Genomic DNA, 16910 nt, shown 5'->3' with positions numbered 1-16910 from the left:
ACGGTAGATTGTCCCTGTGGTAGACACCGTTGAGAATGCCTTCCAGAGCCCCGACGTCGAGCAGCCGTACGCTGCGCTCGGCGTCAAGGACGACGAATACCAGATGATCCGCGACATCCTCGGCCGGCGCCCCACGTCGGCGGAACTGGCGATGTATTCGGTCATGTGGTCCGAGCACTGCTCGTACAAGTCGTCGAAGGTGCACCTGAAGAAGTTCGGCAGCCTGTCCCAGGAGACCCCGCGCGGACCGCTGCTGGCGGGCATCGGCGAGAACGCCGGTGTCGTCGACATCGGTCAGGGCTACGCCGTGACGTTCAAGGCGGAGTCCCACAACCACCCGTCGTTCGTCGAGCCGTACCAGGGCGCCGCCACCGGCGTCGGCGGCATCGTCCGCGACATCCTGGCCATGGGCGCGCGTCCCATCGGCGTGATGGATTCGCTGCGCTTCGGCCCCCTCGACGCCGACGACACCCGGCGGGTGCTGCCCGGCGTCGTCTCCGGCGTCGGCGGCTACGGCAACTGCCTCGGCCTGCCCAACATCGGCGGCGAGGTCCAGTTCGACACCTCCTACCTGGGCAACCCGCTGGTCAACGCCCTCTGCGTGGGCGTCCTGCGCCACGAGGACCTCCACCTGGCGCACGCCTCGGGCGTGGGCAACCAGGTGATCCTGTTCGGTGCGGCCACGGGCGGGGACGGCATCGGCGGCGCGTCCATCCTGGCCTCGGAGACGTTCGACGAGGACGGCCCGGCCAAGCGACCCAGCGTCCAGGTGGGCGACCCGTTCATGGAGAAGCTGCTGATCGAGTGCACGCTGGAGCTGTTCCAGGCGGGCATCATCAACGGCATCCAGGACTTCGGCGCCGCGGGCATCTCCTGCGCCACCTCGGAACTGGCCTCGGCCGGCGACGGCGGCATGTTCGTCAACCTCAACCTGGTGCCGCTGCGTGACCCGAACCTCGCGCCTGAGGAGATCCTCATGAGCGAGTCGCAGGAGCGCATGATGGCCGTGGTCGAGCCCCGCAACGTCGAGCGGTTCATGGAGATCTGCCGCAAGTGGGACGTCCAGGCCACCGTCGTTGGCGAGGTCATCGAGGGTGACCGCCTGCTGATCGAATGGAACGGCGAGACCATCGTCGACGTCGACCCCAAGACCGTCGCGCACGAGGGCCCGGTCTACGAGCGCCCCTACCACCGCCCCGAGTGGCTGGACGACGTGCAGGCGGACCGCGCTGAGGACCTGCCGCGCGAGAACACCGCTGAGGGCCTGCGCGCCGCGCTGCTCCGGGTGCTCGCGCACGGCAACGTGGCGGACAAGACGTGGGTCACGCAGCAGTACGACCGCTACGTCCGCGGCAACACCGTCCTGGCGCAGCCGGAGAACTCCGGCATGCTGCGCATCGACGAGGAGACCGGCCTGGGCATCGCGCTCGCGCTGGACGCCAACTCGCGTTTCACCTACCTCAACCCGTACCTGGGCGCGCAGCACTCGCTGGCCGAGGCGTACCGCAACGTGGCCGTCACCGGCGCGGAGCCGGTGGCCATCACGGACTGCCTCAACTTCGGCTCGCCGGAGGACCCGGAGGTCATGTGGACCTTCGCGGAGGCCATCCTCGGCCTGGTCGACGCCTGCCGTGAGCTGGGCATCCCGGTCACCGGCGGCAACGTGTCGCTCTACAACCAGACGGCTGAGGAGCCCATCCTCCCCACGCCCACCGTCGGCGTGCTCGGCGTGATCGACGACGTGGCCACCCGCATCCGCGCGTCGTTCACGCATCCCGGTGATTCCATCCTCCTGCTCGGTGAGACCGGCGAGGAACTCTCCGGCTCCATCTGGGAGGCCGCCGTGCACGACGGCCACCTCGGCGGCCTGCCGCCGGTGGTCAAGCTGGGCGCGGAGATGGCACTGGCCAAGCTCATGGGCGAGGCCGCCAGGCGCGGCCTGCTGTCGTCGGCGCACGATCTCAGCGAGGGTGGCCTGGCGGTCGCGCTCGCGGAGTCGGCGTTCAAGGGTGGCACCGGCTTCGCGGTGACGCTGCCCGAGGGCGAGCCCACCGTCGAGTTGTTCGCGGAGTCCGCGGCGCGTGCGATCGTGTCGCTGGCCGGGGGCGCCGTCGCCGAGTTCGAGGCACTCTGCGCGGAGCACGGCGTTCCGGTGCAGCGCCTGGGCGAGGTCACCGAGGGCGACGAGTTCGAGTTCGTCGGTCAGTTCACCGTGTCGGCTGAGGAGGCGAGGAACGTCTGGGTCTCGCCGATTCCCGCTGCGATGGCCTAGGTTTCAACTCACCGAGTTCGCGCGCGAACTCCCACGCCTCTTCCACGTCCTCCATGGTGGCGCCGGGGCGCTTCGTCGATCCGTACTCGGTGGCGTTGCGCACGAGGCGCAACCACTCGAAACCGTTGGTGTCGAACCCCTCGAGCAGGATGCCCGCGGCCTGACCGGTGGCCGCGTGCGAGCCGGCGGATTTCGCCCGGAGCCCGTGTTCCAGCAGCAGCGCCGTGAGTTCCTTGCGGATGGCGTCATAGGCCAGCGAGAAGGCGCCGGCCACGTCCGTGTGTCCGATCATCCGCGAACTGGCCAGGTGTGCCCGCGCCTGCTCGCGCAGGGTGGCCACCTGCTGGGGGTCCCGCGCGACGGACTCGACGCGGCGCTCCTTGATGAGGTCTGCCAGGGCTGAGCGCGACATGCTGCCAGCTTAGGACAGCGTCAGCGGTACGAGTGGGCCGGAGCGGACCGTCTTGGCGAAGCCGGTGGTCGGCTGGTGCCATTCGTCGGTGGGGAGCACCGTCAGGTTGACGTCGCGGCGCAGGAGCCCGGTGGCCTCGGCCTGCACGCGGCCGGCGGAGCGTCGGGACACGGCGCCGATCACCAGCACGTCGACGTCCTCGGGGTACGGGCCGGGGTCGCCCAACCGGCGCGCGGCCCAGGACCCGTAGAGGTAGGCCTCCTCCACGCCCTTCAGCCGTGACAGCAGCGTCGGCAGCACCGCGGGGGGCCCGTAGGTGAGCGTCAGCATCTCGGTGAGCGACGGTGTGAGCGGATGGGTGGGGTTCGCCCGGACCAACCGGGCCCGTCCGATGCGGCGCTCGCGGATGAAGCCGGCCTCCGCCAGCCGCTCCACCTCCGTGTGCACCGTGCTGAGCCCGGCGTCCAGGAGGCGCGACAGGTCCGTGAGGGTGTACTCCCCATCGGGGTGCAGGAACAGCGCGGCCAGCAGTTCTCCCTGGAGGTCCGTGCGCAGGAGCGGCGCGATCATCGGTGGCCGTTGTTTCATGGAGGCAGAATACATCTTCGGCTCATACGAAAGTAGTAGTCTGGATCCATGAGCCTGCATGACCGCGTCAACGTTGTACTGCCGTCCGTCCTCACGGACCTCGAGCGCCTCATCGCCATCCCCTCGATCTCGTCGGTGCCCCAACACGACGACGACGTACTGACGGCCGCGGAGGCGGTGGCCGAACTGCTGCGCGAGGTGGGGTGCCCGCAGGTGGAGTTCCTCGAGGCCGGCGGCAAGCCGGCCGTCTACGGTCACTTCCCGGCGCCCGAGGGTCAGCCCACCGTGCTGCTGTACGCCCATTACGACGTGCAGCCCATCGGCGATCCCGAGGCGTGGACCACGCCCGCGTTCAGCGCCTCCGAGCGCAACGGCCGCCTGTATGCGCGCGGCTCCGCGGACGACAAGGCCGGCGTCGCGCTGCATCTGGCCGCGCTGCGCGCCTTCGAGGGCAAGCCGCCCGTGGGCGTGAAGGTCTTCATCGAGGGTGAGGAGGAGATCGGCTCCCCGTCGATGCAGCGACTCCTGGACACCTTCGGCACGCAACTGGCCGCCGACGTCTTCATCATCGCGGACTCCATGAACTGGACGGTGGGTCAGCCCGCGCTCACCACCACGCTGCGCGGCCTCATCGACGCGGTGGTCACCGTCTCGACGCTCGAATCCGGCGTGCACTCCGGCCAGTGGGGCGGCCTCGCGCCTGACGCGCTGACCACCCTGTGCCGCGTCCTGGCCACCCTGCACGACGACAAGGGCAACGTCGCCATCGAGGGCCTCGCCGTGGACCCCGAGCCCACCATCGACTACGAGGACGACGCGCAGCTCCGTGCGGAGGCGGGCATCCTCGACGGCGTGCAGTGGATCGGCGAGGGCAAGGCCTCGGCGCGTATGTGGACGAAGCCGGCCTGCTCCGTTCTGGCCATCGACGCCACTCCCGTCAAGGACGCGTCGAACACGCTCATCGCGTCGGCCCGCGCCAAGGTAAGCGTCCGTCTCGCCCCGGGCGACGACCCCGTCGCCGCGGACCGGGCGCTGCGCGAGCACCTGATCAGGCACACCCCCTGGGGCGCCAGGATCGACATCCAGTCGGAGCGCGGGGGAGCGGGCAGCCGCACCTCGCTCGACGACGAGCGTGCCCGGTCCGCCGTCGACGCCATCCGCGAGGCGTTCGGGGTCGAGCCCGTGGAGATGGGCATCGGGGGCTCCATCCCGATCGTCGGTGAGTTCGCCAGCCGCAACGAGGGCGCGCTGGTGCTGGTCACCGCCGTGGTGGATCCCACCTCGCGGATGCACGGCATCGACGAGTCCCTCGACCTGGGCGACTTCGCCAAGGCCGCGTTGGCCGAGACCCTGCTGCTGCAGAAGCTCTCAACCGGCGATCGAGGCTAGTTCCTCGTCCCTCCGGGCCCGGCGACATACCTGTCAGGCGACAGTCTCCACGTAGAAGTGGCCCTCGACCAGATGCGTGTGCAGGGCCGCGGAGAGCCAGGGGAGTGAGTCCTCCGGCAGGTCGTCGAGGGCGAACCACCCCACCTCGGACGTCGCCTCGCCCGGCGCCAGGTCGCCGTGCCACACGGTCGACTCGAAGAAGAAGTTGAAGCCCTGCGCCCGGGTGGCGCCATAGGCCACGTCGAAGCGTTGCAGGCCGACCTGGGCAAGGTCGCCGGCGGCGACGGTGGCCCCGATCTCTTCGCCAGCCTCGCGTGCCGCGGCGACGACGGCGGGCTCACCGTCCTCGATGTGACCGCCGGGCAGGTTCCACAGCCCGTCGGCCAGCATGGTGCCGCTGCGCCGCGCCAGCAGCACGCGGCCCACGTCGTCCCTCAGAATCACCCAGGCGATCAGATCCATGGTCGTAACTCAACCATGTCGGGTAGCGTGACGGTGTTGTTCTTCAGCGAGGAGGAATCGTGGTCCGCATCGAGCGTGATTCATTGGGGGAGCGTGAGATCCCGGACGACGTCTACTGGGGCATCAACACGCTGCGGGCAGTGGAGAACTTCTACATCAGCCGTCGCCAGATCATGGTGTACCCGGACCTGATCGTCGCCTACGCCCAGGTGAAGCAGGCCGCGGCGCGAGCCAACCGCGACATCGGGGTGCTCGACGCGGAGCGCGCCGACCTCATCGACAGGGCGGCCCAGGACATCGTCGACGGTGAACTCCACGACCAGTTCGTCGTGGGCGTCATCCAGGGCGGGGCCGGCACCTCCACCAACATGAACTTCAACGAGGTGATCGCCAACCGCGCGCTGGAACTGGCCGGGAGGCCGTTCGGCGACTACGACTACATCTCACCCAACGACCACGTGAACCGCTCGCAGTCCACCAACGACACCTATCCGACGGCGGTGAAGCTCAGCCTCGTCTACGCCATGGAGCGGCTTACCCAGGAGATGAGGCTGCTGCGCAACTCGTTCGCCTCCAAGGGTCGCGAGTTCAAGGACGTGCTGAAGGTGGGGCGCACCCAGCTGCAGGACGCCGTGCCCATGACGGTGGGTCAGGAATTCCGGGGTTTCTCCACCACCCTGGGCGAGGACATCGACCGCATCGAGGACGTCCTCCCGCTGCTGGAGGAGATGAACCTGGGTGCCACCGCCATCGGCACCGGCATCACCGCGCCCGACGGCTACGCCAAGGCGGTCATCGGGCACCTGCGCGTGATCACCGGACACCCCCAGCTCCACAACGGCCCGGACCTGATCGAGGCCACTAGTGACACCGGCGTGTTCATCTCCGCGTCGTCGGTGATGAAGCGCGCCGCGATGAAGCTCAGCAAGATCTGCAGCGATCTCCGGCTGCTCAGCTCAGGGCCCCAGGCGGGCTTCGGGGAGATCAACCTCCCACCGGTGCAGGCCGGCAGCTCGATCATGCCCGGCAAGGTGAACCCGGTGATCCCGGAGGCGGTCAACCAGGTGGCGTTCGTGATCGCGGGAGCAGACATCACCGTGTCCTTCGCGGCCGAGGCCGGGCAGCTCCAGCTCAACGCGTTCGAGCCCGTCATGGCGCACGTGCTGCTGCAGAACAGCACCTGGCTGCGCCGAGCGGTGCGCACGCTGCGGATCAACTGCGTCGACGGCATCACCGTCAACCGCGAGAGCCTGGACAGGCAGGTGTCGACCTCCGTCGGCGTGGTCACGGCGCTGATGCCGAAGCTGGGCTACCTGCACGCCAGCAAGATCGCCAAAGAGGCGCTCAGGAGTGGGCGCTCGATCCGGGAACTGGTGCTGGCGGAGGGCAACCTCACCGCGGAGGAGATCGACGACGCCCTGGACCCGGCGGACCTCTCCGGCGGGCTCTTCGACACGGGCCGCCTGCCGGCGATGACGCCGGAACTCATCGCGCAGATGGAGGAGAAGCTCGACGCGGCGGACCGCCGCGACCAGTCCTAACCCACCCGCGTCCGGGCCGCGTCGTACTCGGCCGCGAGGCGGTCGACCAGCTCGGCGACCGTCGGGATGTCATGGATGCCCGCCACCCCGTGACCGGCGGACCAGATGTCGCGCCAGGCCGTGTGCTCGTCGCGGGTCTCGTCGCCGGCCGCAGCGAGGCTCGCGGCGAGGAAGTTCGCAGGGATGGAGCTGACCTCGGGCGTATAGACGATGTCGGCGGCTCCGGCCTCGACGATCAGCCTGCGGTAGTCGTCCGAGGCGCGCGACTCCGCGGTGGCGACGAAGCGGGTGCCCATGTACGCAAGATCCGCCCCGAGCGCCTGCGCGGCGAGCACGTCGGCCCCACTGGTGATGCCGCCGGCCAGCGCGACGATGCCGTCGAACCACGGCCGCACGGATGCCATGAGTGCGAACGGATTGGTGGTGCCCGCGTGACCGCCGGCCCCGGCCGAGACGAGGATCAGGCCGTCCACCCCCGCGGCGGCCGCCTTCTGCGCGTGCCGGAGCGTGGTCACGTCGTGCAGCACGAGCCCGCCGTAGGAGTGCACTGCCTCCACGACGTCGGGCACCGCGCCCAGCGACGTGATGACGATCGGCACCTTGTGGGAGACGACGGCCTCGAGGTCGGCGGTCAGCCGGGTGTTGGTGGCATGGACGATGAGGTTCACGGCGTGGGGCGCGTCCGAGGCGGTGAGTGCGCCGTCGATCCGTTCGAGCCAGCTGACGAGCCCCTCCGTGGTGCGCTGGTTGAGCGCCGGGAACGCGCCGAGCACGCCCGCGCGGCAGGCTGCGATGACCAGTTCCGGGCCGGAGAGCAGGAACAGCGGAGCGGCCACCACGGGCAGGCGGAGTCTGCTGGTGAGTGATTCGGGGAGCGGCATGGGGCCTCCTAGCGACGTTGCCGGGGTGCCCCACCCTAGCCGCCTCCAGCGTCGTCCGTACGGACGACTGTACGGACGTCGCGGACAGTGGTGAAGTATGACCAGAGTCGGGCGCATATGGGGGGTCCTTCTCGTGAAGGGTGATGTCCCTGGCCATTTGGGGGAGACCAGGGGCATCATCCTCCTTTTCGCGTTATTGTGAACCCGTGGCGCTGGAGACGACGGAGCCGCCGGACGTTCACCGCCGGCAGGGTCGGCCGCAGGAGGTTCTGCGGCCTTGGCCACGCGGGGGCGGGGCGTCACTTGAGAGGCCGATCGAAGTCGCCGTCGCGGTCATCGCGATCCTCGGCATGCCCAAACTCGTCGCAGGCGTCTCCCCGCAGGATCCCACGTACCTCCTCACCGGCCTGGGCGTTCTCTTCGTCGCCCACGTCCTCGTGGCCATCGACTGCCTGTGGTTCCGGAGGCTCGGCTGGCTCATCGTCGGCCTCACCGTCGTCGCCACCGTCATCATCGTCGTCGGCCAACTGGGGGAAGGCCTCGCGGTGCCCGGTCACTGGCGCACCGACGCGTGGTTCGGCACGTTGCTCACCTACGGCATCGTGCTGCGCCACAACAAGCCCCAACTCGTGGTGCTCGGGGGTACCTTCGTGCTCGGCCTGGCCGTCGTCGTGGGCACCCAGCAGCTCGAATGGGGTCCGCAGGTCCGCAGCCTCGCCTACACGCTCAGCGGGCTGGGCGTCATCGTGGTGGCCCGCCTGATCACGATCGCCATCACCGAGGAATACCTCGCGAGCCGGCAGCTGCGCGCCGAACAGGAGCAGGAGGCCGGGGAGTCGGCCGCCCGCGCAGAGGCCCTCGCCGGACTGCGACGCGAGATGCATGATTCGCTGCTGCACGCCCTGCAGCGGATGGGCGCAACCTGGAGTGCAGCCAGCGCCGACGAGGTGCGTGCGTCCTGTGAGGAGGCCCGCCAGCGGCTCGCCCAGATGCCGGAGCCGCTCACCGACGACAAGCCCGTCGACGTGTGTGCCATGCTGCACCGCTCGCTGAAGCCCCGCCGTCAGGTCATCACCTGCGAACCGGAGATCCTCCTCGTCCCGCTCTCCGTTGCGCAGGCGCTGGTGGGCGCCGCGAGGGAGGCCGTACGCAACGCCCTGAAGCACACCCCCGGCATCCCGGAGGTGCAGTTGGTCCAGCGCGGCGGCACGGTGCGCGTGACCGTGACCGACGAGGGGCCGGGCTTCGACGTGACGGCACCGCGCGGGCAGTCCCTGGGCCTCGAAGGCTCCGTGGTGCAGCGCTTAGCGGCCATCGGGGGCGAGGCGCGCGTGCATTCCGGGACCGGCGGCACGACGGTCGAGATGCTGTGGCCGGCGCCGCCTCCCGAGCCGGGCGGCCTGGGGGAGCGGGCCCGCCGCCTGATCTCCTGGTGCCCCTTTCCACTGGTCGCGGCCAGCGCCCTGCACATCCTGACCCTGGAGTGGCCCGGCGCGGCCTTCCCCATGGCCATCACGGTCATCGTCGCCCTGCTGATCGCGGTGGGCGCCGTCGCGGTGCGCGGGGGCGGCCTGGCGCCGTGGCAGTCGGCGGTGCTGTGCGGCGTCGGCATGATCACGTTCATCGTCAATTACGCCGCCGTCCAGGGCGGACCGAGCACCGACTGGGACCTGTGGGCACCGTCGCTGGTGTCGGCGCTCCTGATCATCGGCCTGCCCGGCCAGCCCGTCAGGGTGGCGGTACCGTTGGCCGGCGTCGTGGTGGTGGGCGCGGTCACCACCAGTTGGCTCACGCTCGGTTGGCAGGCCACGATCGGCTCGCACTTCGGCGGCATCCTCGCCGTGCTGCTCTACACGATCGTGACGCTGGTATTGGTGTTCGGGGCGCAGGCGGTGTCGCGGCACCTGCATGTCACCCGACGTCTCGCCGCCGCCGCGGAACTCCGCGCCCAGGCCGCGCAGGCGCGCGACGGCGTCTGGCACGGCTGGCTCGCGCGCGCCGAGAAACTCACCGGCGCCTTCCTCGGAGAGGTCGCCGACGGCAGTCGCGACCCCTTCGCACCGGAGACGCGTGCGCGTGCGGCCCGCCTCGGCGCCCGGATACGCGATGAACTGCGCCTGTGGCCGGGGCCCCTACGCCTCGCCTCGGAACTCGACAGGCTCCGCGGTGCGGGGTGGGATGCCCGGCTGCTGACCGGCGACGTCGGCTCGATGTCGGACGATCTCGTTGAGCTGCTCGGGCGCCTGGGGCGGCCCGGCGAGGACCAGGCCCAGCTGCTGGTTTCAGCCGAGGAGGGCACCGCCACCGTGACGGCGACCCCCGCCGTCGCCATGGCGGAGGATTCACCCCTGCAACGCTGGGTCAGCATTGCTGACCCGGATTTCACCCAGTTCAGAACCGGCAAGGAGAGTTGACGTGACTCAAGCTGTACCCATCCGAGTTGTCGCCCTCGATGACCATGAGTTCATTCTGCGTTCGCTGGGCGACCTGCCCCAGCTCGCAGGGGGCGACCTCGAGATGGTGGGCTCCTACACGGAGCCGTCGGCCATGCTCGCAGACCTCGACAGCATCCGGCCGGACGTCGCCGTCGTGGACCTCTTCCTCGACGGCCGGATCTCCGGACACGAAATGATTGAGGCGCTCACCGCCCGCAACGTGTGGAGTATCGCCTTCACGGCGGAGCACCGCAGGGTGCCGGTCATGCTGGCCATGCAGGCGGGTGCCCGGGGGCTGGTGCTGAAATCGGACCCCGCCCAGGTGCTGGTCCAGGCGATCCGCGATGTCGCCGATGGGGGATGGTCGCAGAGCAGCGTCATGGCTGCCACGCTGCTCCAGGAGGCGGAGAGCGTGCCCAGCCTCTCGCCGCAGGAGCTCCAGTGCCTCCGGTTGGCGGGGGAGGGGGTGCCGGTGAAGGCCATTGGCCGGCAGCTCGACCCGCCGATCTCGCTCAGTTCGGTGAAGACCTACCTGGCGCGGGCCTACGAGAAGTACGCCGCCGTCGGCCGCGAGGTGGTCAACACCACGCAGGCGGCGCTCGAGACGGCAGGGGACGGCTGGTTCGATGTGTGAGGAGTCAGGCGTCCAGGTCCTGCTCGATCATCGTCGCGATCTCCTCCACCGCAGCGACGTTGTCTGAGGTGACCGTGACCTCGTGGCCCTTCTCGGCGCCCAACGTCATGATCAGCAGCGAGGACGCGGCATCCACTGACTCGCCCCCCATGGAGAGCGTGATGTCATCGTCGAACTCTCCGGCGGCAGCGGCGATGAGGGCTGCAGGGCGGGCATGCAGGCCCACCGTCGATCCCACGGTCACAGTCTTGCTCGGCACGAGCGGCTCCTTTCACGGCCCAAGCGCGACTTTGCGCGGACTCGGGCCCCAGCATAGCCATGTCCCCGAAGGGGAAGTACATTGACAACGTCGACCCTGGAGGTGGGAGGACCATGACCGACGTCGTGCGCGGCACTGGAGTCGTTGCCGGAGTGGTGAAGGCGCCCGTGGTGTGGAAGCGGCCGAACCTGACGCCCCCCGCGCCGCTCTACGCGCTTGCCTCGGATCATCGAGAGGCGGCCGCCGAGGAGTTCATGCAGGCCGTGCAGAGCGTCTCGGCCGGGTACGAGGAGCGGGCCCGCCGGGCCAAGGGCGCCGCGGCGAAGGTGCTCATGGCCACTGCTCAACTCGCCAGCGACCGCGGCTGGGTCCGGCCCGCGCTGAAGGCCATCGCCGCCGGCGTGCCGGCCTCCACCGCGGCCATCAACGCCATCGAATCCATCGCCGCGACGTTCCGGCGCCTGGGCGGGGTGATGGCGGAGCGGGTCTCAGACCTGGGCGACATCCGCGACCGGGTGGTTTCGCGGTTGTCCGGGCAACCCGAGCCCGGCGTGCCGACGCCGGAGCGGCCCTCCATCCTGCTCGCCGACGACCTGTCGCCGGCCGACACGGCAGATCTCGACCTCGATCTCATCATCGCCATCGCCACCCGGCTCGGCGGGCCCACGAGCCACACCGCCATCATCGCCAGGCAGCGGGGCCTGCCCTGTGTCGTGGGCGTCACGGACCTCGAGTCCATCGCCGACGGTGACGTGGTGCTGCTCGACGGTGCCGCGGGCACCCTCTCCAGGCGGCTCTCCGAGCTGGACGCCGACGCGCTCGTTGCGGCGGATCTGCGCCGACGCGCCGTCATCGACGGGTGGACCGGCCCGGCGGCCACGGCCGACGGCACCGCCATCCAGTTGCTGGTCAACGTGGCAGACGGCGCCGCCGCCCGCGCGGCGGCGACGGGCCCGGTGGGCGGCGTCGGGCTCTACCGGACCGAACTCGGCTTCCTCAACTCCCTCACGGAACCGTCGGTCGAGCAGCAGGCAGACACGTACGCAGAGGTGCTCGACGCGTTCCCGGGGCGCAAGGTCGTCGTGCGCACCCTCGACGCAGGCACGGACAAGCCGGTGCCTTTCGCGTCGTTGCCCCACGAGCCGAACCCAGCCCTCGGCATCCGCGGGCACCGGCTCGCGATGTCGCAGCCGGGCCTGGTCCGGCGGCAGTTGGACGCGATCGCACTCGCCGCCCGGGGTCGCGAGCCGAGGCCCTGGGTGATGGCACCGATGATCGCCACCGTCGACGAGGCGCGTGGATTCGCCCGCGAATGCCGGCAACGGGATCTCGTCGCCGGGATCATGGTCGAGGTGCCCGCCGTCGCGCTGCTGGCGGAGGAGATCCTGCGGGAAGTGGATTTCGTGTCGATCGGCACCAACGACCTCGCCCAGTACGTGATGGCGGCGGACCGCCTCGCACCGGAGTTGGCCCACCTGACCAACCCCTGGCAGCCGGGCGTCCTGCGGCTGGTGAAGATGACCGCCGATGCCGGTCAGCGGGTGGGGAAACCGGTGGGGGTGTGCGGCGAGGCGGCAGCGGATCCCGCCCTCGCCTGTGTGTTGGTGGGGATGGGCGTCACCAGCCTGTCGATGGCCGCGGCGGCCGTGCCCGGCGTCGGTGTGCAGTTGACCAAGGTCTCCCTGGAGAAGTGCCGGCGGGCAGCCGAAGCGGCACTCAAAGCACCGACCGCCACTGACGCGAGGTCAGCGGCGGTCGTGGAGCTTCAACTGGTCTGAAGGGCCGGCGTCACTCGGTGGTCAACCAGGCGGACGCGTCCGTCGGCAGCACGCCGTCGTCCAGGGGAGTGCTGGAGAGCAGCACGCGGTAGCCCTCCGGCAGCGCTACAGCATCGCCCAGCACGTTGGTCATGACGCGCACGCCCCCGTTGTCGAACGCGACGACGTGCTCGCCCGCGTGCACCCACTCGATCGAACCGGAACCGAGGCCCAGTTCCTTCCGCAGCGCGAGGGCTGAGTGGTAGAGCTCCCAGGTGGACCCCTCAACCCCCACCTGCTGGTCGACGGCGAGGCTGCGGTACTCGGGCGGCTGCGGCAGCCAGCGCGCGCCGTTGGGCGAGAAGCCCAAGGCCGCCCTGTCCGCTTCCCACGGCATGGGGATGCGGCAGCCGTCGCGGCCCACCCGGGTGAATTCCGAGCGGAACCACGTGGGGTCCTGACGCAGTTCGTCGGGGAGCGTGGTGTGCTCGGGCAGGCCGAGCTCCTCGCCCTGGTAGAGGTAGGCGGAGCCCGGCAGGCCCAACATCAGCAGCGCGGCCGCCCTGGCGCGCCGGAGGCCCACCTCGTTGTCGGGTTGCTCGTCCTCGGAGCCGAGGCCCTCATGACTGGAGCCGGGGTCTGCTAGGCCGAACCGGCTGACGCTGCGCACCACGTCGTGGTTGTTCAGCACCCAGGTGGTGGGCGCACCCACCTCCGCGTCGGCCGCGCGGGTCCGCGCGATCTTGGTGCGGTACTCCTCGGCATCCCACCGGCTGTCCAGGAACTGGAAGTTGAAGGCCGTGTGCATCTCGTCGGGGCGCAGGTACAGCGCGAGCCGGTCCGGGTCTGAGACCCAGGCCTCGGCGACCAGGCTGCGGTCGCCGTCGTACTCGTCGAGGATCCGACGCCAGCGGCGGTAGATGTCGTGCACGCCGTCCTGGTCCCACATGGGGCCGCTCAGGCCGTCGAGCATGGCCTGCTCCTCGTCCCAGTCCGGCAGGCCGTGCGCCTTGACGAGGGCATGGGCGACGTCGACACGGAAACCGTCGACGCCCTTGTCCAGCCAGAACCGCAGGATCTCGTCGAAGCCCTGACGAACCTCTTCGTTGCTCCAGTTGAGGTCCGGCTGCTTCACGTCGAAGAGGTGGAGGTACCACTGGGTGCGTTCACCGTTGCCGGCCGCGTCGTCCACCCGGGTCCAGGCGGGGCCGCCGAAGACGGACTTCCAGTTGTTGGGGGGAAGTTCGCCGTTCTCGCCGAGGCCGTCCACGAAGTGGTAGCGGCCGCGTTCCAGGGAGCCGGGCTCGCTGGCCAGCGCCTGGCGGAACCACTTGTGTTCGTCCGAGGTGTGGTTCGGGACGAGGTCGACGAGCACCCGGATGTCGAGCTCGTGCGAACGCTCGATCAGCCGTTCGGCGTCCGTGATGTCGCCGAAGAGCGGATCGACGCTGAAGTAGTCGGCCACGTCGTAGCCGGCATCCGACATGGGAGAGGTGTAGAACGGCGACAACCACACGGCGTCGACGCCCAGTTGGCGCAGGTACGGCAACCGGTCGATGATGCCGGGCAGGTCTCCGTAACCGTCGCCGGTGGAGTCTGCGAACGAGCGGGGATAGATCTGGTAAATGACGGCGTCGCGCCACCACTCAGTTGCCATGGTGAGGTCCTGTTGATTGTCGGATGATGAGATCGGGATGGAAGAACATCTCGGTTGAATCTGTGGGGAGACCCCGGATCGCGCTCATCAATGCGCCGACGGCGGCCTGGCAGAGAGCGGCCACCGGCTGGCGCACCGTGGTGAGCCCGGGAGACGTGAAAGCCATCACTGGCGAGTCATCGTAGCCGACCACCGAAACGTGGCCGGGGACGTCGAGGCCCCGGGCGTGCGCCTCGCGGATGGCGCCCAGCGCCATGAGGTCCGAGCCGCAGATGATGGCGGTGTGGCCGGCCCCCAAGAGGCGCGCGGCGGCGGACTGCCCGCCCTCGACGCTGAAGATGGTGGACACGATGCTGCCGCGCGACAGGCCGTGGGCGAGGAACGCGTCGATCTTGCGCTGGGCCGGGAGGTACCGCTGTTGACCGACGGCGAGTCCGATCTTCTCGTGCCCGAACTGGCGCAGGTGGGCCAGGGACATGGCCACGGCCTCCGCGTCGGAGGTGGAGAAGAACGATCCGTCGATGTTCGGGTCATGCGCGTTGATGAAGACCGCGGGCACTCCCGCGGAGATGAGCCGCTGGTAGTGGTCGTGCCCGACGAGCTTGTCGGCGAGCGTTCCGGACACCGAGATGATGCCGGAGATCTCCACGCCCAGCAGGGCGTCGAGGTAGGCGACCTCCGTGGTGGCTCCGGGGCCGGCGGTGCAGAGGATCATGTGCCGGCCGGCCGCCGATAGTTGCAGGGAGAGTTCGGCGGCGAAGGCAGCGAACCCCGGGTTGCCGAGCTCGGGGACCATCACCGCGATGAACCCGTCGTCCGCACCGGCGCGCTGGTCGTCGACGAAGTAGCCGAGCGCCTCGATGGAGGACAGCACCGTCCGGCGCGTGGCCTCTGCCACGCCTGGTTTCCCGTTCAGGACCCGGGATACCGTGGCGGTAGACACTCCGGCGGCCCGAGCGAGGTCCGCGAGTTTTGCGCCCTGGGGGATCACGTTGCCTCCTCTCCGTTGAAAAGACGTGCGCGTTGCAACTGATCAGTTGCAGCCCATCCTGCAACACTTTGCAACCCGTTGCAAGCTCTTTGCAGAAACCCTTCCCGCGGGCAGACATCGCCGGGTGAGCGCGGAGGTCGAGGTCTGACGTCCGTGGTCCGGCGCAGAGGGCGTGATCGCTGCCCTTCGTTATCGACTTGTTACGCAAGGGAGGTTGCAAGCGTTGCAAAAACCGTTACTATCGTTTTAGCGGGTCAGCACCGAGGCGACCCGACCCAAACCAAGGAGAACCCACATGCGCAAGAGCCTCCTCGCCGTTGCCGCGGCCGGGCTTTCGCTGACGCTCGTCGCCTGTGGCGGCGGCAACGGCGCCACGACGACCACTGAACCCGCTGCCGAAGAGACCGCCGGCAGCGCCAGCCCCTCGACCGAGGCTTCGGCCTCGGCGGAGGCGAGCACCGAATCCACTCCCGCCGAAGCGACCGGCACGCTGACCGTCTGGGTCGACGAGACCCGCATCGAAGGCTTCAAGGCCCTCGGCGAGACGTTCCAGACCTCTACGGGCGTCACCCTGGACGTCGTCCAGAAGCCGTCGCAGGACATCAAGACCGACTTCATCGCGCAGGCACCCACGGGCCAGGGTCCCGACCTCATCGTCGGCGCGCACGACTGGACCGGCGACCTCGTCAAGAACGGCGTCATCTCCCCCGTCGAGCTCGGTGACAAGGCCGACGCCTTCTCCGAGGTCTCGCTCCGTGCGTTCACCGACGCCGGCCAGACCTACGGCGTCCCCTACGCCGTCGAGAACATCGCGCTGGTGCGCAACAACGCCATGGTGCAGGACACCCCGGCCACCTTCGACGAGCTGATCGCCCAAGGCAAGACCGCCGAAGGCGCCGAGTTCCCCGTCGTGATCCAGCAGGGCCCGGACGGTGACGCGTACCACCTGTACCCGATCCAGACCTCGTTCGGCGCACCGGTGTTCAAGACCGACGAGAACGGCGACTACACAGCTGAGCTCGGCATGGAAGGCCCCGAGGGGCTCGCCTTCGCCGAGTACCTGAAGAAGCTGGCTGATGAGGGCGTCGTCTCCGTCTCCATGGGCGGCGACCAGGCCAAGCAGGCCTTCCTCGACAGCAAGACCCCGTACATGATCACCGGCCCCTGGTGGACCACCGAGTTCGCGGCCGCTGACATGGACATCTCGGTCCTCCCCGTCCCCTCCGCCGGCGGCCAACCCTCCGCTCCGTTCGTGGGCGTGCAGGGCGTGTTCCTCTCCTCGCAGTCCGAGAACGCCATCCTGGCCGGTCAGTTCATCGACTACATGGCCACCAAGGAAGCCCAGGACGTGCTCTTCGAGAAGGGCGGCCGTCTGCCGGCCCTGACCGAATCCGCCGACGCTGTCTCCGACGAACTGCTCGCCGGCTTCGGCGAGGCGGGCAAGGACGGCCAGCCCATGCCGGCCATCCCCGAGATGGGCGCCGTGTGGCAGTTCTGGGGCGGTGCTGAGGTCAGCATCATCAACGGCCAGGCCGCTCCGGCCGAAGCCTGGAACGCCATGAACGCCAACATCAAGGAAGCTTTCGGCGCCGTCGAAGGCTGATAACAGCTGATCGGGGGCCGCACCGTACG

Annotated in this window: 14 protein-coding genes; 7 read left to right on the top strand and 7 right to left on the bottom strand. The window is 69.5% G+C overall.

Annotation, left to right across the window (positions count from 1 at the left end; all coding sequences use genetic code 11):
• Positions 1-16 precede the first annotated feature (16 nt).
• Positions 17-2272, top strand: coding sequence for a phosphoribosylformylglycinamidine synthase subunit PurL (gene purL, locus ACZK4S_RS01930; RefSeq protein ID WP_463643188.1), 2256 nt, complete (start codon positions 17-19; stop codon positions 2270-2272).
• Here the strand turns inward: purL and ACZK4S_RS01925 are convergent.
• Positions 2208-2684 carry a hypothetical protein gene (locus ACZK4S_RS01925; RefSeq protein ID WP_463643187.1) on the bottom strand — a complete coding sequence of 159 codons (477 nt, stop codon included), beginning with the start codon at positions 2682-2684 and terminating at the stop codon, positions 2208-2210. The genes purL and ACZK4S_RS01925 overlap by 65 nt on opposite strands.
• A gap of 9 nt (positions 2685-2693) precedes the next feature.
• Positions 2694-3272 (bottom strand): ArsR family transcriptional regulator, encoded by a 579-nt coding sequence (locus tag ACZK4S_RS01920; protein ID WP_463643186.1) that lies wholly within the window; start codon positions 3270-3272, stop codon positions 2694-2696.
• A gap of 48 nt (positions 3273-3320) precedes the next feature.
• Here ACZK4S_RS01920 and ACZK4S_RS01915 point away from each other — a divergent pair, with 48 nt between their 5' ends.
• Positions 3321-4661 (top strand): dipeptidase, encoded by a 1341-nt coding sequence (locus tag ACZK4S_RS01915; RefSeq protein WP_463643185.1) that lies wholly within the window; start codon positions 3321-3323, stop codon positions 4659-4661.
• Between the two features lie 33 nt (positions 4662-4694).
• Here ACZK4S_RS01915 and ACZK4S_RS01910 read toward each other — a convergent pair whose 3' ends face one another.
• Positions 4695-5123 carry an NUDIX domain-containing protein gene (locus ACZK4S_RS01910; protein WP_463643184.1) on the bottom strand — a complete coding sequence of 143 codons (429 nt, stop codon included), beginning with the start codon at positions 5121-5123 and terminating at the stop codon, positions 4695-4697.
• A gap of 59 nt (positions 5124-5182) precedes the next feature.
• On the opposite strand from ACZK4S_RS01910, the gene ACZK4S_RS01905 reads away from it, so the two are divergent.
• Positions 5183-6664: an aspartate ammonia-lyase gene (locus ACZK4S_RS01905; RefSeq protein WP_233120752.1), complete on the top strand. Its 1482-nt coding sequence runs from the start codon at positions 5183-5185 to the stop codon at positions 6662-6664.
• On the opposite strand, the gene ACZK4S_RS01900 is transcribed toward ACZK4S_RS01905, so the two are convergent.
• Positions 6661-7545 carry an NAD(P)H-dependent flavin oxidoreductase gene (locus ACZK4S_RS01900; protein ID WP_463643183.1) on the bottom strand — a complete coding sequence of 295 codons (885 nt, stop codon included), beginning with the start codon at positions 7543-7545 and terminating at the stop codon, positions 6661-6663. The genes ACZK4S_RS01905 and ACZK4S_RS01900 overlap by 4 nt on opposite strands.
• 350 nt (positions 7546-7895) lie before the next feature.
• Between ACZK4S_RS01900 and ACZK4S_RS01895 the strand changes: the two genes are divergently transcribed.
• Entirely contained in the window at positions 7896-9959 is a 2064-nt protein-coding gene (locus ACZK4S_RS01895) for a sensor histidine kinase (protein ID WP_463643182.1), read from the top strand.
• Position 9960: 1 nt separating this feature from the next.
• On the top strand, positions 9961-10614 hold the full coding sequence (locus tag ACZK4S_RS01890) for a response regulator (protein WP_463643181.1): 654 nt from the start codon (positions 9961-9963) through the stop codon (positions 10612-10614).
• Between the two features lie 4 nt (positions 10615-10618).
• Here ACZK4S_RS01890 and ACZK4S_RS01885 read toward each other — a convergent pair whose 3' ends face one another.
• The gene (locus ACZK4S_RS01885; RefSeq protein WP_076060987.1) at positions 10619-10873 is read right to left on the bottom strand and encodes an HPr family phosphocarrier protein; all 255 of its coding nucleotides are present in this window, start codon (positions 10871-10873) and stop codon (positions 10619-10621) included.
• Positions 10874-10986: 113 nt separating this feature from the next.
• Here ACZK4S_RS01885 and ACZK4S_RS01880 point away from each other — a divergent pair, with 113 nt between their 5' ends.
• The gene (locus tag ACZK4S_RS01880) at positions 10987-12651 is read left to right on the top strand and encodes a phosphoenolpyruvate--protein phosphotransferase (protein ID WP_463643180.1); all 1665 of its coding nucleotides are present in this window, start codon (positions 10987-10989) and stop codon (positions 12649-12651) included.
• A 10-nt stretch (positions 12652-12661) separates the two neighbouring features.
• On the opposite strand, the gene ACZK4S_RS01875 is transcribed toward ACZK4S_RS01880, so the two are convergent.
• The gene (locus tag ACZK4S_RS01875; RefSeq protein WP_463643179.1) at positions 12662-14287 is read right to left on the bottom strand and encodes a glycoside hydrolase family 13 protein; all 1626 of its coding nucleotides are present in this window, start codon (positions 14285-14287) and stop codon (positions 12662-12664) included.
• Positions 14277-15278 carry a LacI family DNA-binding transcriptional regulator gene (locus ACZK4S_RS01870; protein WP_463643178.1) on the bottom strand — a complete coding sequence of 334 codons (1002 nt, stop codon included), beginning with the start codon at positions 15276-15278 and terminating at the stop codon, positions 14277-14279. Before ACZK4S_RS01870 ends, ACZK4S_RS01875 begins: the two co-directional genes overlap by 11 nt.
• A gap of 295 nt (positions 15279-15573) precedes the next feature.
• On the opposite strand from ACZK4S_RS01870, the gene ACZK4S_RS01865 reads away from it, so the two are divergent.
• The gene (locus ACZK4S_RS01865; protein WP_463643177.1) at positions 15574-16881 is read left to right on the top strand and encodes a sugar ABC transporter substrate-binding protein; all 1308 of its coding nucleotides are present in this window, start codon (positions 15574-15576) and stop codon (positions 16879-16881) included.
• The last annotated feature ends 29 nt before the right edge of the window (positions 16882-16910 follow it).

It is taken from the genome of Tessaracoccus zhenghani, from assembly GCF_055326325.1.
Note: the sequence above shows the minus strand (reverse complement) of the source record. Positions and strands in the feature narration are given on the sequence as shown.

Coding starts and splice junctions, on each gene's coding strand:
- ACZK4S_RS01925 (WP_463643187.1), bottom strand. CDS start 2,684: ATGTCGCGCTCAGCCCTGGCAGACCTCATCAAGGAGCGCCGCGTCGAG.
- ACZK4S_RS01920 (WP_463643186.1), bottom strand. CDS start 3,272: ATGAAACAACGGCCACCGATGATCGCGCCGCTCCTGCGCACGGACCTC.
- ACZK4S_RS01915 (WP_463643185.1), top strand. CDS start 3,321: ATGAGCCTGCATGACCGCGTCAACGTTGTACTGCCGTCCGTCCTCACG.
- ACZK4S_RS01910 (WP_463643184.1), bottom strand. CDS start 5,123: ATGGATCTGATCGCCTGGGTGATTCTGAGGGACGACGTGGGCCGCGTG.
- ACZK4S_RS01900 (WP_463643183.1), bottom strand. CDS start 7,545: ATGCCGCTCCCCGAATCACTCACCAGCAGACTCCGCCTGCCCGTGGTG.
- ACZK4S_RS01895 (WP_463643182.1), top strand. CDS start 7,896: ATGCCCAAACTCGTCGCAGGCGTCTCCCCGCAGGATCCCACGTACCTC.
- ACZK4S_RS01880 (WP_463643180.1), top strand. CDS start 10,987: ATGACCGACGTCGTGCGCGGCACTGGAGTCGTTGCCGGAGTGGTGAAG.
- ACZK4S_RS01875 (WP_463643179.1), bottom strand. CDS start 14,287: ATGGCAACTGAGTGGTGGCGCGACGCCGTCATTTACCAGATCTATCCC.
- ACZK4S_RS01865 (WP_463643177.1), top strand. CDS start 15,574: ATGCGCAAGAGCCTCCTCGCCGTTGCCGCGGCCGGGCTTTCGCTGACG.